The following is a 17,295-nucleotide window of genomic DNA, read 5'->3' on the forward strand; positions in this document are numbered from 1 at the left end:
GCGGTCAGTGGTCATCCGGAGACGGCTCGACGAGGCGAGCCTCCTGCGCCCGGTAGGCGTCGCTGAGAACGGTGGTGAACCCGTTGATGCGGGCGTCCACCTCGGCGAGGATGTCGTGACCGCGAGGATCCTTGTTCATGAAGTGGGCGGCGACGAATCCACCGATCACACCGATCAGGAACCACAGGAACGTCTTCATGTCGTCATCCTTGCCTTGGGCCGCGAGGCGCGGTCTCTCCATCGTATGCGGAAACGACAGAAGGCGTCGGGATGAACCCGACGCCTTCTGCAGAAATGGTTCGCTGGATCAGCGAGCCGCGTAGTACTCGACGACGAGCTGCACTTCACAGGTCACGGGGACCTCGGCGCGCTTCGGACGACGAAGCAGACGCGCGTGGAGCTTGTCGAGCTCGACCTCGAGGTAGCCGGGAACGGGGGGAAGCACCTCGGCGTGACCGCCGGCTGCTGCCACCTGGAAGGGCTCGGTGCCCTCGCTCTTGGCCTTGACGTGGATGAGCTGACCCGGCTTCACGCGGAACGACGGGCGGTCGACGAGCTGGCCGTCGACGAGGATGTGACGGTGCACGACGAGCTGACGAGCCTGCGCGGTGGTGCGGGCGAAGCCGGCACGCAGCACGAGGGCGTCGAGGCGCATCTCGAGCAGCTCGACCAGGTTCTCACCGGTCAGGCCGTCGTGACGACGTGCCTCGTTGAACGTGTTGCGCATCTGCTTCTCGCGGATGCCGTACTGCTCGCGCAGACGCTGCTTCTCACGCAGACGGACGGCGTAGTCGCTGTCGGTCTTGCGCTTGGTGCGGCCGTGCTCGCCCGGAGCGTAGGGACGCTTCTCGAGGTAGCGGGCGGCCTTCGGGGTGAGTGCCACGCCGAGGGCGCGGGACAGACGGACCTTGCGGCGGTCCTGGGACTTCGTGACCACGAAGTTTTCCTTCCGATGACGTGGACGTGTCTTTCACGCCTCACGGACGTATCTCCGCTGTTCTGCCTTCGGGCGCACGCCGGGGCGCCGTGAAGGTGGGGTGTGAACGAGGGGATGCCCGAAAACTGTGTTTCGAGCCGCTCAAGTCTAACAGATCGCGATCCGCGCCCTCGGCGAAGCCGGTACCGGGGTTCAGCGATCGTCGAGGATGCGCCGGATCCGCTCGAGCCTGGCCGAGACGTCGCGCTCGGCTCCGAGCTGCTTGGGCGCGTAATAGCGACGGCCGACGAGCTCATCGGGAAGATACTGCTGCGGCACGATGCCGTACTCGTTGTCGTGCGGGAAGACATAGCCCTTGCCGTGGCCGAGCCGCTTGGCGCCCGCGTAGTGCGCGTCGCGAAGGTGCACGGGTACGCGTCCGAAGTTGCCGGCACGGACGTCGGCGATCGCCGCGTTGATGGCATCGTACGATGCGTTCGACTTCGCGGTGGTGGCGAGGTAGACGGTCGCCTCCGCAAGGGGGATGCGCCCCTCCGGCATACCGATGAACGCCACCGCATCGGCGGCTGCCGTGGCGATGACCAGTCCTTGCGGGTCGGCCAACCCGATGTCCTCGGATGCCGAGATCACGAGGCGACGCGCGATGAAGCGCGGGTCCTCCCCCGCCTCGATCATGCGGGCGAGATAGTGCAGGGCCGCATCGACGTCGGAGCCGCGGATCGACTTGATGAACGCGCTGATCACGTCGTAGTGCTCGTCGCCCTGGCGGTCGTACCGCAGCAGGGCACGGTCGACCGCCTGAGCCACATCGTCCGCCGTGATCGATGCGACCTCCGACTCCTCGTCCGAGGCACCGGACATCGCGACCGCGGCCGCGGCTTCGAGACCCGTCAACGCCCGGCGTGCGTCGCCCGAGGCCAGCCGCACCAACGCCGACCGGGCAGCCTCGTCGATCGCGACGGTGCCGTTCAGCCCGCGGGCGTCGGTGAGAGCGCGATCGATCAGCAGCGCGATGTCGTCGTCGGTGAGCGGTTGCAGAGTGAGCAGGAGCGACCGCGACAGCAACGGGGAGATCACGGAGAAGGACGGATTCTCCGTCGTCGCGGCGATCAGGATGACCCATCCGTTCTCGACGCCGGGCAGCAGTGCGTCCTGCTGCGCCTTCGTGAAGCGGTGGATCTCGTCCAGGAAGAGGATCGTCGTCTGCCCGTACAGGTCGCGCTGGGTTATCGCCTCCTGCATCACCTCGCGCACGTCCTTCACTCCGGCGGTGATGGCCGAGAGCTCGACGAAGCGACGGCCGGATGAGCGCGCAATGGCCTGCGCGAGCGTGGTCTTCCCTGTGCCGGGCGGGCCCCAGAGGATGATCGACACGGCACCGGGTGACGTCGCCGCCGGATCCGCCAGTGCGACGATCGGCGATCCTGCACGGAGCAGATGCTGTTGTCCCGCGACCTCATCCAGCGACACGGGACGCATGCGCACGGCGAGCGGCGTCTGTCCCGAGAGCAGAGGTGCGGAGGTCATCCGTCCAGGCTAATGCGACGCACCGACAAAGCCCGCCACGATAAGCTCGCAGACGGCGCCGGGCGAGGCGTCGAAGGAGGAGTCAATGGCCGCTCGCGGACCGAAGAACGCACAGCGCTCACGCGCCGAGGTCGAGCGCGCACGTGTGTACGCGGCGCGTACGGCGTGGCACGACGGCCAGATCCGACGGCGCACGCGTGACAACCTGATCGCCGGCATCGTCGGCGGGCTTCTCGTCGTCGGCGCCATCGCCAGTCAATCCGTGCACGCCGCCGTCACCGCGCCGGCGCCGGAGCCGACCGAGTCGGGGGCTCCCACCGGGCCGCTCGAGAATCCTTTCGCCGACCTGTTCTCCGACCAGGCGCCCGCCGAGTAGACGGCACCTCACGCGGCCGCGATCCCGATGTGAGGGATTCGCTTCAGAGTCGTAACGATCGCGGCCTCTCCCGGAAACGACGGTGAGCCACGCTGGGTCCAAGCCCAGCATCTGTGCTCATCCGATACGTCCGTGGAGGTTGCCAGTGTCCTACGTCAAACCCGCCGAGCTCGTGACCAGAATGGTCGATGCCGGCGCATACAAGATGCAGCTGTCCGCTCGCGACACGCTCATCCGTGCCTTCATGGGCGCTGCGCTGCTCACGATGGCTGCCGCGTTCGCCGTGACGGTCTCGACCAACACGGGCCAGCCGTTGCTCGGCGCCGTGCTGTTCCCGGTGGGTTTCGTGATCCTCTACCTCTTCGGTTTCGATCTGCTCACAGGCGTGTTCACGCTGACTCCGCTCGCCGTGCTCGACAAGCGACCAGGGGCGACAGTGGGTGCGATGTTCCGCAACTGGGGCCTGGTGTTCCTCGGCAACTTCGGTGGCGCGTTCATGGTCGCGATCCTGATGGCGATCTACTTCACCTACGGCTTCTCCACCGAGCCCAGCGCGGTGGGACAGGCGATCGGCGAGATCGGCCACGGGCGCACCGTCGGATACGCGGACCACGGAGCCGCCGGCATGCTGACCCTGTTCATCCGCGGCGTGCTGTGCAACTGGATGGTCTCCACCGGCGTCGTGCTCTCGATGGTGTCCGACAACGTCGTCGCGAAGATCCTCGCGATGTGGCTGCCGATCATGCTGTTCTTCTACATGGGCTTCGAGCACTCGATCGTGAACATGTTCCTGTTCCCCTCCGGGCTGCTGCTGGGCGCGGACTTCACGATCATGGACTACCTGATCTGGAACGAGATCCCGACGGTGATCGGGAACCTCGTCGGAGGTCTGCTCTTCGTCGGCCTCCCCCTCTTCATCACGTACGGTCGCACATCCGCTCGCCGCAGCCGTGGCGTTCGGCCGCGCGCCACGCAGAGCGCGCCGGCGGTAGCGCCGTCCGCCGCCGGACAGTCCGCGTCCAGGCCGATCGTCCAGCCGGTGTTCGCCGCCGGAGACCCGACAGAGCGCGAACCCGTCGGCATCGGCTGATGACGGGCCCAGAACGCCCCGATGAGACCGAAGCTCATCGGGGCGTTCTGCTGTGCTCGTGCCGCCCGGCACCGCCGCGACGGTCAGCGGGCAGCGTGGAAGCGGTCGACGACGACCTGCGCGATACGCGGATCAGGCGCGAGCGGAACGCTGACGACGTCCGCACCGGACGCCGCGACCAGCCCGGCGAAGAATCCGGGAGCCAGCACGTGGCTGGCCGCGATCACGCGCGCGGCTCCCGCTCGACGCGCATCCACGACGGCGTCAGGGATGCGCGGAGCGGACGCGGAGGCGTATCCGACGGTGACGGGCGCGGGAAGCATCGGTCGCAGCCTGGCGGCCACGGCCTCCACATCCGTCATCGCTGCCGGATCGCTCGATCCCGCAGCGGCGAGGACGACGTGGTCACCCGGCAGCCATCCTCCGGGCAGCGCGGAGATGACCCGGTCGAAGAGGACGTCGGCGATGAGCGGATGCGTGCCCAGCGGCGCCGATTGGCGAGCGCCGTCGTGCGCGGCCACGGCCAGGGAGATGTCGACGGCGGTGTGGTAGCCGACCGACAGCAGCAGCGGCACGACGACCACGTCATCACGCGGCGATTCCCGCGCGATGACCTCATCGATCTGAGGCTGCTCCACATCCACCACGGCCGCCACGACCCTCACCGCCGGCAGCAACGACCTGACATCGTCGATCAGCCGGCGAACGGCATCCTGGCCTGCACGATCATTCGTGCCGTGCGAGCAGGCGATGAGCGTTGTCACGCGGGATCCTCCACAGCGAGGCGGTAGCCCCTCTTCACGACGGTTCTGATGACGTCCACGCCTCCGAGAGCCTCCCGCACGCGGGCGACGGCCATCTCGACGGCATGCGCGTTGCGTCCGGTGCGCGGCAGCGCCGTGGCGATCTCGTCCCTTGACAGCACGCGTCCGCCGGCGTCGAAGAGCGCGCCGAGCAGGCCTGCCCCTGCGCGGGAGAGCGCGATGAAGTCACCGTCGATCACGACGCCGCCGCTGCGCATCGACATGACCCCGGCCGACGTCGTCAGCGCCGGCGCTGCTCCCCCACTGCCGTAATAGCCGATCACGCACCTCGCGAGAGAGCCGAGCCGTCCGCGGTCGGCGATCGTCTGCGCGAGTCCGTGCTCGCGAAGGGGTGCAGCGGTGATCGGGCCGACCGTCGCGAGCAGAAGCCTTCCGGTGGCCGCACGTCGGCGGATGCCGTCCAGCGCATTCAGCCGCTCTGCCGCCCGTAACCACTCGGCAGCGCCGGGCGCCGAGGTGAAGAGCACGGCGTCCGCCTCACCAGCGGCGGCGTACCCGACCGAACGCTCCACGAGCTGCGGATCGGCGGGAGGCCCCCAGCGGTAGACCGTGAGGCTCACCACCTCAGCGCCGGCCCCGGTGAGCAGTTCGTCCAGCCCGTCAGCGCCCGCACCGTGATGCTGCACCGCGATGCGCTTGCCCGCGAGTGACGATGAGAGCAGATACTCCCCCACCTCGCGCGCCGTCTCCGATTCGGCGACCCAGTCCGCGACGAACCCGGCCTGCTGGATCGCGCCGTGCGCTTTGGGGCCTCTCGCGATGAACTGCGCCGTGCGCAACGCGTCGGCGAGCTCTTGCGCGAGGTCGTGCTCGTGCGCGGCGTCCATCCAGCCGCGCAGCCCCACGCCGGTCGTGACGACCACGATGTCTGGCGGCCGCTTCACCAGTTCACGCGTGCGACGGATGAGCTCCTCGTCATCGGCGTTGGGCACGATGCTCAATGCCGGCGCGCGGCAGATCTGCGCGCCCCGGCGTTCCAGAGCGCTCGCCAGATCACCCGCCCGGCGATCGGCGGCGATGACGATCATGCAGCCGGCGAGTGCGGCATCCAGAATGCTCCGCGAACCCACCTATCGCACTCTCCCCGCCTGGTGATCGCCGCGCCGGGCCGTCTCCGGCATGAGCAGACCCGCCCTGGCCACATCACCGAACACGATGACGGCCGGGTTCTGCACACCGATGTCAGCGGCATGGGCCACCACATCGACCAGGGTGCTGCGCGTCGTGCGCTGCCGCGTGGTGTGGCCGTTCTCGATGATCGCGACCGGCAGATCGCTGCTGATCCCGTGCGAGAGTGCCGACCCCACCACCTCGGGCAGTGCCGCGACCCCCATGAGCATCGCCGTCGTCACCTCGGGGTCGGCGAGGGCTCGCAGCGTTGTAGCCGAGACCTCGCCCTGCCCGTTCACGATGTGCAGGGCGGATGCCGTGCCCCGGTGCGTCACCGGGATGCCGGCGGCCTGGGGCACCGACAGCGCGCTGGAGACGCCCGGTGTGACCTCAACGGGAACGCCTGCCCGCTGACAGGCGATCACCTCTTCGCCGCCGCGGCCGTACAGGAAGGGATCACCGCCCTTCAGACGGACGACGCGCTTTCCCGCTTTCGCGTGCGCGACGAGCAGGTCGTTGATCTCCGCCTGCGGCACGGGGTGGTGATGAGGGCGCTTGCCCACGTCGATCACGAGCACATCCGGATCGAGCTCCGCGATCACGGCATCCGACGGACCGAGACGGTCGGCGATCACGACGTCGGCTTCGGCGAGCAGCCGCCGCGCCCGCACCGTCATGAGGTCGACGGGTCCAGGGCCCCCTCCGATGAGATCGACGCGCCCTGTGCCGCCCGTGCGGCGTCTGCGCAACGGGAAAAGGCCGGAGGCCAGCATCCCCTCGATCGCCGTGCGCACGCCCGCGGCTCGACGAGGATCGACGCCCACTTCGCTCGACACGCCGACGACCACGTCGCCGGAGGTCGTCTGCGCGGTCATGCGTGCACTGCCGTGCGCGCCGTCCGAGGCGTTGACGCAGAAGATGCGGCGCTGATCGCACAGCGCGACGACCTCTCGATCGACTGCGGCATCGCCGGTCGCGCAGTGCACGAGCCATGCGCCGTCCAGGTCGTCCGCGATGAAGCGGCGCGGAACCCACTCGACCGCACCCTCCGCGTCCGATCCTGCCCTGTGCGAGTCGATCAGCGCTCGCATGGGAGACGCGAGCTCCGGGGCCACGACGGCGACGAGCGCACCGTCAGCGAGGAAGCGTGCGAGACGCCGGGCGGCCACCGCCCCGCCGCCGACGACCACCACGCGGCGTCCGGTCAGCGATAATCCGAGCATCGTGGTCATGTCAGCCCGCTTCCTGCAGCGCGCCCTCGGACGATCGCGCCGCGGTGGGAAGCAGATGGATGTCGCCGCCGTCGATGCGCACCGCCCATACGTCGAGGCTGTGCGCCGGCTTGCCCTGCGTCTCCACGCATTCTCCTGTTCTCAGATCGAAGACCTGCTTGTGCATCGGCGAGGCGATCGTCGGCGCATCGCCCCTCGTGCCCACGATGCCGCGCGATATCACGTTGGCGCCGCTGTAGGGATCGAGGTTCGACACGGCGTGCACGCTGCCGTCGCCGAGCAGGAACAGCGCGACCTGCTCCGTGCCCAGCAGGGCGGCGCGGCCCCGCTCCACCTCGAGGTCGTGGATGCTGCACACGCGCACGGCGCTGCGCAGATCGGGGATCAGCGTCATCGACGCACCTCCAGAGTGGTTCCGGCGATCATCACGCCGCCCGACTGCCGCTCCTGCGTCGTGGCCGGACGCAGCTGGCCGCGGGTGGCGACGTAGGCGAGCGAGGGATCGGGGGTGTCGGTCGCGTTCACGAACGATTCGAACCGCCTCAGCTTCTGCGGGTCGCGCAGCGTCGCCGCCCACTCGTCCTCGTAGTTGTCGACATGCGTGGCCATCGCCGCGTCGAGGTCGGCGCAGATGCCCAGGGAGTCGTCGAAGATGACATCCTTGAGGCCGGCGAGCCCGCCGTCGAGCTCCTCGCACCACGGGGCCGTGCGCTGCAGACGGTCGGCGGTGCGGATGTAGTACATGAAGAACCGGTCGATGGCCTGGATGAGTTCATCATCCGAGAGGTCTGAGGCGAGGAGCTCGGCATGCCGAGGAGTGAATCCGCCGTTCCCTCCCACGTACATGTTCCAGCCGGTCTCGGTGGCGATGACGCCGACGTCCTTGCCCCGTGCCTCTGCGCACTCTCGCGCGCACCCCGATACGCCGATCTTGAGTTTGTGCGGAGCCCTGAGCCCGCGGTAGCGCAGCTCCAGCCGTACCGCCATGCCCACCGAGTCGAGCACACCGTAGCGGCACCAGGTCGAGCCCACGCACGACTTCACCGTGCGCAGCGACTTCCCGTAGGCCTGCCCTGATTCGAACCCGGCATCCACCAGTCGCTGCCAGATCAGCGGAAGCTGCTCCAGCCGGGCACCGAACATGTCGATGCGCTGTCCGCCGGTGAGCTTCGTGTAGAGCCCGAAGTCCTCGGCCACCTGCCCGATCACCACCAGACCGGCTGGCGTGACCTCGCCACCGGGCATCCGCGGCACGACCGAGTAGGTGCCGTCCTTCTGCATGTTGGCCATGACGTGGTCGTTGGTGTCCTGCAGCGTCGCGTTCTCACCCTCGAGCACATGCGCGCCGACGAGGACGGAGAGGATGCTCGCGAGAGCAGGCTTGCAGATGTCGCAGCCGCGACCCCGCCCGAACCGCTCGATCACCGCGCTGAAGGTCGTGAGCTCCGACACGCGCACGGCGTCGAAGAGCTGTCGTCGTGACATGTCGAAGTGCTCGCACAGCGCGTTCGACACCGTCTGACCGAGCTTCGTGAGCTCCTGCCCGACGACCTTCTTCACCATCAGGACGCACGAGCCGCACGTGGCGCCGGCCTTGGTGCAGGCCTTGACGGCACCCGCATCCATGCAGCCCTCTTCGTGCACTGCCTGCCGGATACGACCGGCAGTGACGTTGGAGCAGGAGCAGACGACCGCCTCGTCGGGCAGTTCACCTCCCGGCGCCTGGACGCCGCCCTCCGGCATCAGATACGCGACGGGGTCGGCTCCGAGCGCGGCACCCACCAGCGGGCGCAGGGAGCCGTATGCTGCCGCGTCGCCGACGAGGATGCCGCCGAGGAGGGTCTGCGCATCGTCGGAGAGCACGAGCTTCTTGTACACGCCGCTCACCGGATCGGAGTATACGACGTCGAGCGCGTTCGGCGTCTGAGCGAACGCGTCGCCGAAACTCGCGACGTCGACGCCGGACAGCTTGAGCTTGGCCGACTCGTCGTAGCCGGGGAAGGTCGCGTCGCCGCCGAGAAGACGGGTGGCGGCGACCTCCGCCATCGCGTAGCCGGGCGCCACGAGACCGACGCTGCGTCCATCGAAGTTCGCGACCTCGCCGATCGCGAGGATCGCCGGATCGCTCGTGCGGCAGCGATCGTCGATCAGCACGCCGCCGCGAGGGTGCACGTCGAGCATCGCGTTGCGGGCGAGCTCGTCACGGGGCCGGACGCCGACGGTGAAGATCACGACGTCCGCCCGCTGGAAACTGCCGTCCTGGAACTCCAGCGCGGTGACGGCGCCGGATTCATCCGGATCGAGCCTGGTCGTGCGCGAATCTGTGCGCACGGCGATGCCCCGAGCTTCGATCAGACGGCGCAGCATGCCGCCGCCCGCGAGATCGAGCTGGGCGGACATCAGCCGATCCGAGGACTGCACCACGGTGCACTCGACGTCGAGTCCCTGCAGAGCGCCCGCCGCCTCGAGTCCGAGCAGACCGCCGCCGATCACCGCACCCCGCAGCGCTCGCCCGAGCTCGGCGCTGCGACGCTGCACGAACCTGCGCAGCTCCTGCACGTCGTCGAGAGTGCGGTACACGAAGCATCCGGGCAGATCCGCTCCGTCCACGGCCACGCGGGCGGCGTACGAACCTGTGGCGAGCACGAGCGTGTCGTAGTCGATGACCCTGCGCGAGCGCGTCGTGACCGTCTGAGCGCGACGATCGATGCGGACGACCCTGTCATCGGCGATCAGGGCGACGCGCTCGTCTTCCAGCACCGTGCGATCGAGCGTCAGTTCGTTCGGTGACGCACCGGAGAAGTATCCGGTGAGCCCGACCCGGTCGTACGGATGGCGCCCCTCGTCACCGATCACAGTGATCAGCACCGGGCGCTCAGCCCGGCTCATCATGCTCTCGACGAACCTGTGCGCCACCATTCCGGCACCGACCACGACGACCCGTGTCACGGCTTCGCTGTTCTCGTTCACTGCGCCTCCAGCACCTCGGGGATGACCAGACACTATGAGCGCGGTGTTTCACGGACCCGGCGCCTCCCGTTACGCGCGTCGAACGTTCTTCTCACAAAACGGTAACGACACTGTGAGATCCCGGCCCCCTCGCGCAGTGCCCGGCTCGTACTAGGCTGATCATCGTCCTTTCCCCCTCCCGCGGGCTGACCGCGCAAGGAGCACATCGTGTCTGCCACCGAGCCTTCGAAGCCGACTCCCCCCGTCCCCGGCCCCCCGCGCATCCCGATGCCCCCGCGCACTCCCGCACCCGCTGCGGCAGCCGCACCGGCATCCCCGGTGTCGCCGGTCGCGGCAGCCGACTCCGCCGATTGGGGCCGCGTCACGGAAGACGGCACGGTCGAGGTGCGCGAGGGCGACGAATGGCGCGTGGTCGGCCAGTACCCCGACGGCACATCGGAAGAGGCTCTCGCCTACTACGTGCGCAAGTTCGACGATCTCGCCTTCAAGGTGCACACGCTCGAGCAGCGTCATCAGTCCGGCGGTGCTTCGGCCAGTGATCTGACGACGCAGGCACGTCACCTCGTCGACGAGGTCACCGGCGCCGCAGCCGTCGGCGACCTCGCATCCCTGCGTTCCCGCCTCGACGCGCTCACGGCGACCCTGGCCGAGGCGAGTGCCGCCGAGGCTCAGCAGGCCAAGGAGCTCGTGGACGCGGCGATCGCCGAACGCACGGTGCTCGTGGAGAGCATCGAGCAGATCGCCGCCCGCGATCTCTCGAAGGTGCAGTGGAAGCAGGTGACCGAAGAGGTCACCGCGCTCTTCGACGCGTGGCAGACTCAGCAGCAGAGCGGTCCCCGCCTGCCGAAGGGCATCTCCCAGCAACTGTGGAAGCGGTTCCGTGATGCCCGCTCCGTGGTCGACAAGAGCCGCCGTGCGTTCTACTCCGAACTCGACGAGACGCACAAGGCCGCCCGTGACCGCAAGGCGCAGCTGATCGAACGCGCCGAGGCCCTCGCGCCCAAGGGCGTCGACGGGATTCCCGCCTATCGTGCACTCCTGGACGAGTGGAAGGCCTCTGGCCGAGCGGGTCGTAAGGCCGACGACGCCCTTTGGGCGCGGTTCAAGGCCGCCGGCGACGCGCTGTACGCGGCGCGCGCGGAGCAGTCCGCTGCGGAGGAGGCGGAATCCGCCCCGAAGATCGAGGCGCGCGAGGCTCTTCTCGAAGAGGCCAAGGCCGTCGCCGACGAGCCCAACATCAAACAGGCCCGCGCTCTTCTCACCCGCATCCAGCGCCAGTGGGACGACGTGGGACGCATCTTCCCGCGCGATCGCGAACGCGCGCTGGACGACAAGCTGCGCACGATCGAACAGGCGCTCAAGTCGCGCGAAGAGGTCGACTGGAAGCGCAACAACCCCGAGACCAAGGCGCGTGCGAACGACATGAGCCAGCAGCTGCTCGATGCGATCGAGAAGCTCGAGGGCGAGAAGGCCGCCGCCGAGAAGGCCGGCGACAAGAAGGCCGCCAAGGAAGCGGCTGATGCTCTCGAGGCACGCCGCGCCTGGCTCAACGCGCTCGACGGCTGACCTTATCCACAGCCCGCCCCGGCGAGGTGAGCAGCGGGACACACTGAAGGTGTGCATCCCTCACTGTTCTACCGACCCGGGGCGCTGCTGTCTCCGCAGGAGCTGAACGCCGCGCGACTGGACGGACTGCTCGTCGAGATCGGCGAGGGCTACATGCCTGCAGACCTGCCGGAGGATGCGGGTGCCAGAGCGGTGGCTCTCGCGCCGATACTCCCCCTGGGCTACGCCGCAGGCGGCCCGACGGCCGCGTGGGTGCACGGCGTCGGACAGGCGCCGCCCGCACGTCACCACATCCAGCGCGCCGTGGATCGACGTCCGCGCATCGAGCAGCGCATGGATGTGATCGCGCATGAAGGCCGAGCCCCGTCCGCTGACCTGATGCTCGTCGACGCCGTCCCAGTGACGACGCCGATGCGCACGCTCACCGATCTGGTCCTCATGTCGGTGCGGTATCCCGAGTGCGATGCGTGGATGCACGAGATGGCAGGGACACTCCCCGCACTGCTGCCCGAGGCGCACGCGCTGCTCACCGCGCGCCCGCGGATGCCGGGCAAGCTCGCCGCGCTGGCGACTGTCGAAGAACTGCTGGAGGGACGCGCTCGGCGCGCTCAGGACGAGGTGACGCGGTACACGTCGTAGACCGCGTCGATGCGGCGCACGGCATTGAGCACGCGGTCCAGGTGCACCGAGTCGCCCATCTCGAAGACGAACCGGCTGATCGCCAGGCGCTCGTCGTTCGTGTTGACCGTGGCCGAGAGGATGTTCACGTGATGCTCGCTGAGAACGCGTGTCACATCGGAGAGCAGGCCGGCGCGATCGAGTGCCTCGACCTGGATCTGCACTCTGAACACGCTCTTCGTCGTCGGCGCCCACTCGACCTCGATCAGGCGCTGCTCCTCGACGCTGAGCGCTTTGACGTTCACGCAGTCGGAGCGGTGCACCGACACGCCGCTGCCGCGCGTGACGAAGCCGACGATCGGGTCACCGGGGACAGGTGTGCAGCATTTGGCGAGTTTGACGAGGATGTCGTCCGCGCCGCGCACGAGGATGCCGGAGTCACCGGTGCGCGGCTCCCTGGAGCGCGGACGCCCCGGGATCTCGATCGCCCCGGTCGTGGTGTCGTTCGCGGCGATGAGGGCGGTCACCTTCTCCAGCACCGACTGCGTGGAGACATGTCCCTCGCCGACGGCGGCATAGAGTGCGGACACGTCCTCGTAGTGCAGCTGGTGCGCCACCTCCGAGAAGGAATCCTGACTCATCAGGCGCTGGAGCGGCAGGTTCTGTCGACGCATGGCCCGGGCGATGGATTCCTTGCCCTGCTCGATCGCCTCCTCGCGGCGCTCCTTCGTGAACCAGCCGCGGATCTTGTTGCGGGCTCGAGTGCTCTTGACGAAGCTGAGCCAGTCCTGGCTGGGGCCGGCATCCGGGTTCTTGGAGGTGAAGACCTCGACCACATCGCCGCTCTTGACCGCTGTCTCGAGCGGCACCAGGCGGCCGTTGACCTTCGCCCCCATGGTGCGGTGACCGATCTCGGTGTGCACGGCGTACGCGAAGTCCACAGGCGTCGCCCCGGCGGGAAGGCCGATGACCCTGCCCTTCGGGGTGAAGACGTAGACCTCCTTCGCACCGATCTCGAAGCGGAGCGAGTCGAGGAACTCGCTGGGGTCCGCCGTCTCGGCCTGCCAGTCCGAGATATGGGCCAGCCAGGTCATGTCGGTGTCCGAAGGTCCGGCGACCGGCCGGCCGCCGTTCATGCGCTCCTTGTACATCCAGTGCGCGGCGACGCCGAACTCCGCCTGCTGGTGCATCTCGTGCGTGCGGATCTGGATCTCGACCGTGCGGCCGCTGGGTCCGATGACCGTGGTGTGCAGGGACTGGTACAGGTTGAACTTCGGGGTGGCGATGTAGTCCTTGAACCGTCCGGGCAGGGGCGTCCACCGCGCGTGGATGGCGCCCAGCACGGCATAGCAGTCGCGCACGGAGTTCACGAGCACGCGGATGCCGATGAGGTCGTAGATGTCGTCGAACTCGCGTCCGCGGATCACCATCTTCTGGTACACCGAGTACAGCTGCTTCGGGCGCCCGCCCACCTTGCCGCGGATCCTCAGATCATGGAGGTCCTCGTTGATGGACTCGATGACCTGCGCCAGGTACTTCTCGCGCTGCGGGGTGCGCTGCGCGATGAGGCTGTTGATCTCGGCGTAGATCTTGGGGTGCAGCACCGCGAACGAGAGGTCCTCGAGCTCGGACTTGATCGCCTGGATGCCGAGCCGATTGGCCAGCGGCGCGTAGATCTCCAGCGTCTCCCTGGCCTTGCGCTCCGCCTTCTCGGGCGGGACGAATCCCCAGGTGCGCGCGTTGTGAAGGCGATCGGCGAGCTTGATCAGGAGCACGCGGATGTCCTTCGACATCGCGACGATCATCTTGCGGACCGTCTCGGCCTGGGCGCTCTCGCCGTACTTGACCTTGTCGAGCTTGGTCACGCCGTCGACGAGCATGGCGACCTCATCGCCGAACGCCTCGGTCAGCTCGGACAGGGCGTAGCCGGTGTCCTCGACGGTGTCGTGCAGCAGAGCCGCGGCGATGGCCCGAGGACCGAGCCCCATCTCGGCGAGGATCTGCGCCACCGCGAGCGGATGCGTGATGTACGGCTCGCCGCTCTGACGCTTCTGGCCCTCGTGCTTCTCATGCGCGACGCGGTATGCGCGTTCGATGATCGCGAGATCGCCCTTGGGATGGTTGACCCGCACAGTGCGGACGAGGTTGTCGAGATCGTTGATGCGGGGCGCGCGAGAGAAGATGCGGGGCACCAGTCGCCTCAGACTGGATCCCTGCGTCGACGTGCTCGCCTCCGCCATCACTACACCTCCGGGTCAGATCATCCTACGCGCGCAGAACGGGCACGGCTGCGCGCCCGCTGGAGTCACGCGTCCGCGCGGGCGCGCTCACGCAGTTCGAGCACGCGTGCGTCCCGAGCGATGATCTGCGGCTCCTTCTCGCGGAAGAGCGAGTACAGCGGTGCGGCCACGAACAGCGTCGAGTAGGTCGCGACGAGGATGCCGACGAAGATCGACAGCGAGATGTCGGTGAGCGTCTCCGCGCCGAGCCAGAACGACCCGATGAACAGGATCGCGCCGACCGGGAGGGCCGCGACGACTGACGTGTTGATCGAGCGGATCAGCGTCTGGTTGACGGCGAGGTTGACCGATTCGCCGAACGTGCGCGACGAGTTCTCACCGTCCTCGGTCGTGTTCTCCCTGATCTTGTCGAACACCACTGTCGTGTCGTACAGCGAATACGCGAGGATCGTGAGGAATCCGATCACCGCCGCCGGCGAGATCTCGAAGCCGGCGAGGGCGTACACGCCGACGGTGATGACGAGAACATCGAGAAGACCGATGATCGCCGCCGCCGACATCTTCCACGTTCGGAAGTAGATCGCGAGGATCAGGAAGGTCAGCGCGAGGAAGATCGCCAGACCCCATAGGGACTGCCGGGTGACGCTCTCGCCCCACACCGGGCCGATGAACGACGATGTGACCTCTTCGGCGGGGACCTCGTACGCGTCGGCGAGTGCCCCCGCGACGCTCTGCGTCTCCTCCGGGGTCATCTGCGAGGTCTGCACGCGCACGTCGGTGCCGTTCACGATGGCGACCTTGGCGGCGGCCTCAGGGACGACCGACTGCACGGCGCGGGTCGCGGTCGACTGGTCGGTGCTGTCCGGCGCGAGCACCGTGAACTGCGAACCACCCGTGAACTCGATCGAGAACTGCACGGGACGCAGCAGCGGTACGAGCGCGGATGCGACGACGAGAGCGATCGCGATGATGAACCAGAGGCGTCGCCTGCCGACGAACGGGAACGAGGTCTTCCCGCTGTAGAGGTTGTTGCCGAACTCATTCATGGAGGCCATCAGCGCTCTCCCTCGCTTCCGGCATCGGTGGATCTGTCGCCGGCCAGCGCCTCGGCGCGTTTGCGTTCGGCGATGGTCTGTCGTCTTTCGGCTTCTGCGCGGGAGCGGCTGTTCTTGGCCGCTCGTCCCACGGTCGCCGGTGCCACCTGGCGGTACTGCGTGCGAGTGCGGTAGACCGCTCCGAGCGCTTCAGGGTCGAGACCCGAGAGCTTGTGCCCGCCTCCGAAGAACCGGGTTCTCGCCAGCAGCTGCATCACCGGATGGGTGAAGATCACGAAGATGAACACGTCGATCAGCGTCGTGAGTCCGAGGGTGAAGGCGAAGCCCTTCACGGTGGAGTCGGCGAGGATGTACAGCACGACGGCGGCGAGGATGTTGATCGACTTCGAGATGTAGATCGTGCGCTTCGCCCGACCCCAGCCGTCCTCCACCGCGCCCGTGATCGACTTCCCGTCGCGCAGTTCGTCTCGGATGCGCTCGAAGTAGACGATGAACGAGTCTGCCGTGAAGCCGATCGACACGATCAGACCCGCGACACCGGCGAGCGACAGACGGAAGCCGAGTCGCCAGGCCAGGATGCAGACGATGATGTAGGTCAGAACGCCCATCACCGCGATCGACGCGATGATCACCGAGCCGAGTGCGCGATAACTCAGCAGCGAGTACACCGCGACGAGCGCGAGGCCGATGAGCCCGGCGATCAGACCGATCTGCAGCTGCTGCGTGCCGAGGGTCGCCGACACGGTGTCGGAGCTCTCGGTCGTGAAGCTCAGCGGGAGCGCACCGTACTTGAGCTGATCGGCGAGCGTCTCCGCCGTCTCCTGGGTGAAGGAGCCGGAGATGCTGGGCTTGCCGTTGAGGATCACGCCGTTCATCTGCGGAGCGGAGATCACCTTCCCGTCGAGCACGAAGGCGAACTGGTCGCGCGGGCTGAGACCGTCGATCTTGTTCTGGTACAGACGCTGGCTGATGTTGCCGAAGACCTCGGTGCCGTTGCCGTCGAGCGTGAGCTGCACGGTCCACGCACCGGAGTCGGGAGCGCGGCCGCTGGTCGCGTCATCGATGGCGTCTCCGGAGAGCTCCATCGGTCCGAGGATGTACTTGGCGGTACCGGTGTCATCGCAGGTGATGAGCGGCTGGTCCTCCGGAGCATCCGCAGCGGTGTTCTCCGGGTCGGCGCAGTCGAAGGCGAGGAACTCGGCCTGCAGCTTCTCCGTGACCCACGACATGTCGCTGCCGTCGGTCGGCTCAGCCGTCGGGGTCGCGTTGGCGTTCGGATCCGGTGTCGGGTACGGCGTGGCGTTGCCGTCTTCGCCGACGAACTCCGTCGCCGGGTCTCCCGCGAAGATCACGGCGCGGAACTCGAGCTGCGCGCTCGCCTGGATGCGTGCGCGGGTCTCCTCGTCAGCTGTTCCGGGGATCTGGACGACGATGTTGCGTCCGCCCTCGGTCGTGATGTCCGCCTCGGCGACGCCCGCGGCGTCGACGCGCTGGCGGATGATCGCCGCCGCCTGGTCGAGCTGCTCCTGAGTCGGGTCGGCCCCGTCCTCGGTGACGGCGCCGAGGACGATCTGCGTGCCGCCCTGGAGGTCGAGGGCGAGTTCAGGAGCCCAGGAGCTCTGCCCGAGTGCCACGCCCGCAGCGTTGATGCCGAACAATGCGGCCGTCACGATGAGAAGGCTGAGAAGGACCTTCCAGGCGTGACGGACTGGAGAAGAAGATGCCACGTACGTTCAGCTTTCTACGATGC

General features: G+C 68.0%; 15 protein-coding genes. 4 read left to right on the forward strand and 11 right to left on the reverse strand.

Annotation, left to right across the window (positions count from 1 at the left end):
- Positions 1-4: 4 nt before the first annotated feature.
- From ACYVG2_RS04625 to ACYVG2_RS04635, 3 genes are all read right to left on the reverse strand, one after another.
- Positions 5-199 (reverse strand): hypothetical protein, encoded by a 195-nt coding sequence (locus ACYVG2_RS04625; protein WP_460779885.1) that lies wholly within the window; start codon positions 197-199, stop codon positions 5-7.
- A gap of 108 nt (positions 200-307) precedes the next feature.
- The gene (gene rpsD, locus ACYVG2_RS04630) at positions 308-937 is read right to left on the reverse strand and encodes a 30S ribosomal protein S4 (RefSeq protein ID WP_033107089.1); all 630 of its coding nucleotides are present in this window, start codon (positions 935-937) and stop codon (positions 308-310) included.
- 192 nt (positions 938-1,129) lie between these two features.
- Positions 1,130-2,464 (reverse strand): replication-associated recombination protein A, encoded by a 1,335-nt coding sequence (locus ACYVG2_RS04635; protein ID WP_448965581.1) that lies wholly within the window; start codon positions 2,462-2,464, stop codon positions 1,130-1,132.
- A gap of 85 nt (positions 2,465-2,549) precedes the next feature.
- Between ACYVG2_RS04635 and ACYVG2_RS04640 the strand changes: the two genes are divergently transcribed.
- Positions 2,550-2,840, forward strand: a complete 291-nt coding sequence (locus ACYVG2_RS04640) for a hypothetical protein (RefSeq protein WP_460779886.1) — start codon at positions 2,550-2,552, stop codon at positions 2,838-2,840.
- A 145-nt stretch (positions 2,841-2,985) separates the two neighbouring features.
- Entirely contained in the window at positions 2,986-3,930 is a 945-nt protein-coding gene (locus ACYVG2_RS04645; RefSeq protein WP_460779887.1) for a formate/nitrite transporter family protein, read from the forward strand.
- 83 nt (positions 3,931-4,013) lie between these two features.
- Here ACYVG2_RS04645 and ACYVG2_RS04650 read toward each other — a convergent pair whose 3' ends face one another.
- From ACYVG2_RS04650 to nirB, 5 genes are read right to left on the reverse strand one after another with little or no spacing between them, the layout of a single operon-like run.
- Positions 4,014-4,694: a sirohydrochlorin chelatase gene (locus tag ACYVG2_RS04650; RefSeq protein WP_460779888.1), complete on the reverse strand. Its 681-nt coding sequence runs from the start codon at positions 4,692-4,694 to the stop codon at positions 4,014-4,016.
- Positions 4,691-5,782 (reverse strand): uroporphyrinogen-III synthase, encoded by a 1,092-nt coding sequence (locus ACYVG2_RS04655; RefSeq protein WP_460779936.1) that lies wholly within the window; start codon positions 5,780-5,782, stop codon positions 4,691-4,693. Before ACYVG2_RS04655 ends, ACYVG2_RS04650 begins: the two co-directional genes overlap by 4 nt.
- A 42-nt stretch (positions 5,783-5,824) precedes the next feature.
- Positions 5,825-7,096 carry a uroporphyrinogen-III C-methyltransferase gene (gene cobA, locus ACYVG2_RS04660; RefSeq protein WP_460779889.1) on the reverse strand — a complete coding sequence of 424 codons (1,272 nt, stop codon included), beginning with the start codon at positions 7,094-7,096 and terminating at the stop codon, positions 5,825-5,827.
- Position 7,097: 1 nt separating this feature from the next.
- Entirely contained in the window at positions 7,098-7,490 is a 393-nt protein-coding gene (nirD, locus tag ACYVG2_RS04665; RefSeq protein WP_460779890.1) for a nitrite reductase small subunit NirD, read from the reverse strand.
- Entirely contained in the window at positions 7,487-10,066 is a 2,580-nt protein-coding gene (gene nirB / locus ACYVG2_RS04670) for a nitrite reductase large subunit NirB (RefSeq protein WP_460779891.1), read from the reverse strand. The genes nirD and nirB overlap by 4 nt, the downstream gene beginning before the upstream one ends.
- A gap of 207 nt (positions 10,067-10,273) precedes the next feature.
- On the opposite strand from nirB, the gene ACYVG2_RS04675 reads away from it, so the two are divergent.
- The gene (locus tag ACYVG2_RS04675) at positions 10,274-11,632 is read left to right on the forward strand and encodes a DUF349 domain-containing protein (RefSeq protein WP_460779892.1); all 1,359 of its coding nucleotides are present in this window, start codon (positions 10,274-10,276) and stop codon (positions 11,630-11,632) included.
- Between the two features lie 51 nt (positions 11,633-11,683).
- Complete coding sequence (locus ACYVG2_RS04680) at positions 11,684-12,271, forward strand: hypothetical protein (RefSeq protein ID WP_460779893.1); 588 nt, start codon at positions 11,684-11,686, stop codon at positions 12,269-12,271.
- Here ACYVG2_RS04680 and ACYVG2_RS04685 read toward each other — a convergent pair.
- From ACYVG2_RS04685 to secD, 3 genes are all read right to left on the reverse strand, one after another.
- A complete protein-coding gene (locus tag ACYVG2_RS04685; RefSeq protein WP_460779894.1) occupies positions 12,241-14,490 on the reverse strand; it encodes a RelA/SpoT family protein in 2,250 nt (749 codons plus the stop codon). The two genes, ACYVG2_RS04680 and ACYVG2_RS04685, sit on opposite strands and share 31 nt — an antisense overlap.
- A 65-nt stretch (positions 14,491-14,555) precedes the next feature.
- Positions 14,556-15,545 (reverse strand): protein translocase subunit SecF, encoded by a 990-nt coding sequence (gene secF / locus ACYVG2_RS04690; RefSeq protein ID WP_460779895.1) that lies wholly within the window; start codon positions 15,543-15,545, stop codon positions 14,556-14,558.
- Positions 15,545-17,272, reverse strand: a complete 1,728-nt coding sequence (gene secD / locus ACYVG2_RS04695) for a protein translocase subunit SecD (RefSeq protein WP_460779896.1) — start codon at positions 17,270-17,272, stop codon at positions 15,545-15,547. Before secD ends, secF begins: the two co-directional genes overlap by 1 nt.
- Between the last annotated feature and the right edge of the window lie 23 nt (positions 17,273-17,295).

The sequence above is a fragment of the Microbacterium shaanxiense genome, from assembly GCF_054779995.1.

What these genes read in the sequence shown, in the direction of transcription:
- ACYVG2_RS04640 (WP_460779886.1), top strand. Translation starts at nt 2,550, where the DNA reads ATGGCCGCTCGCGGACCGAAGAACGCACAGCGCTCACGCGCCGAGGTC.
- cobA (WP_460779889.1), bottom strand. Translation starts at nt 7,096, where the DNA reads ATGACCACGATGCTCGGATTATCGCTGACCGGACGCCGCGTGGTGGTC.
- ACYVG2_RS04625 (WP_460779885.1), bottom strand. Translation starts at nt 199, where the DNA reads ATGAAGACGTTCCTGTGGTTCCTGATCGGTGTGATCGGTGGATTCGTC.
- ACYVG2_RS04685 (WP_460779894.1), bottom strand. Translation starts at nt 14,490, where the DNA reads ATGGCGGAGGCGAGCACGTCGACGCAGGGATCCAGTCTGAGGCGACTG.
- secF (WP_460779895.1), bottom strand. Translation starts at nt 15,545, where the DNA reads ATGGCCTCCATGAATGAGTTCGGCAACAACCTCTACAGCGGGAAGACC.
- nirD (WP_460779890.1), bottom strand. Translation starts at nt 7,490, where the DNA reads ATGACGCTGATCCCCGATCTGCGCAGCGCCGTGCGCGTGTGCAGCATC.
- ACYVG2_RS04655 (WP_460779936.1), bottom strand. Translation starts at nt 5,782, where the DNA reads ATGATCGTCATCGCCGCCGATCGCCGGGCGGGTGATCTGGCGAGCGCT.
- ACYVG2_RS04635 (WP_448965581.1), bottom strand. Translation starts at nt 2,464, where the DNA reads ATGACCTCCGCACCTCTGCTCTCGGGACAGACGCCGCTCGCCGTGCGC.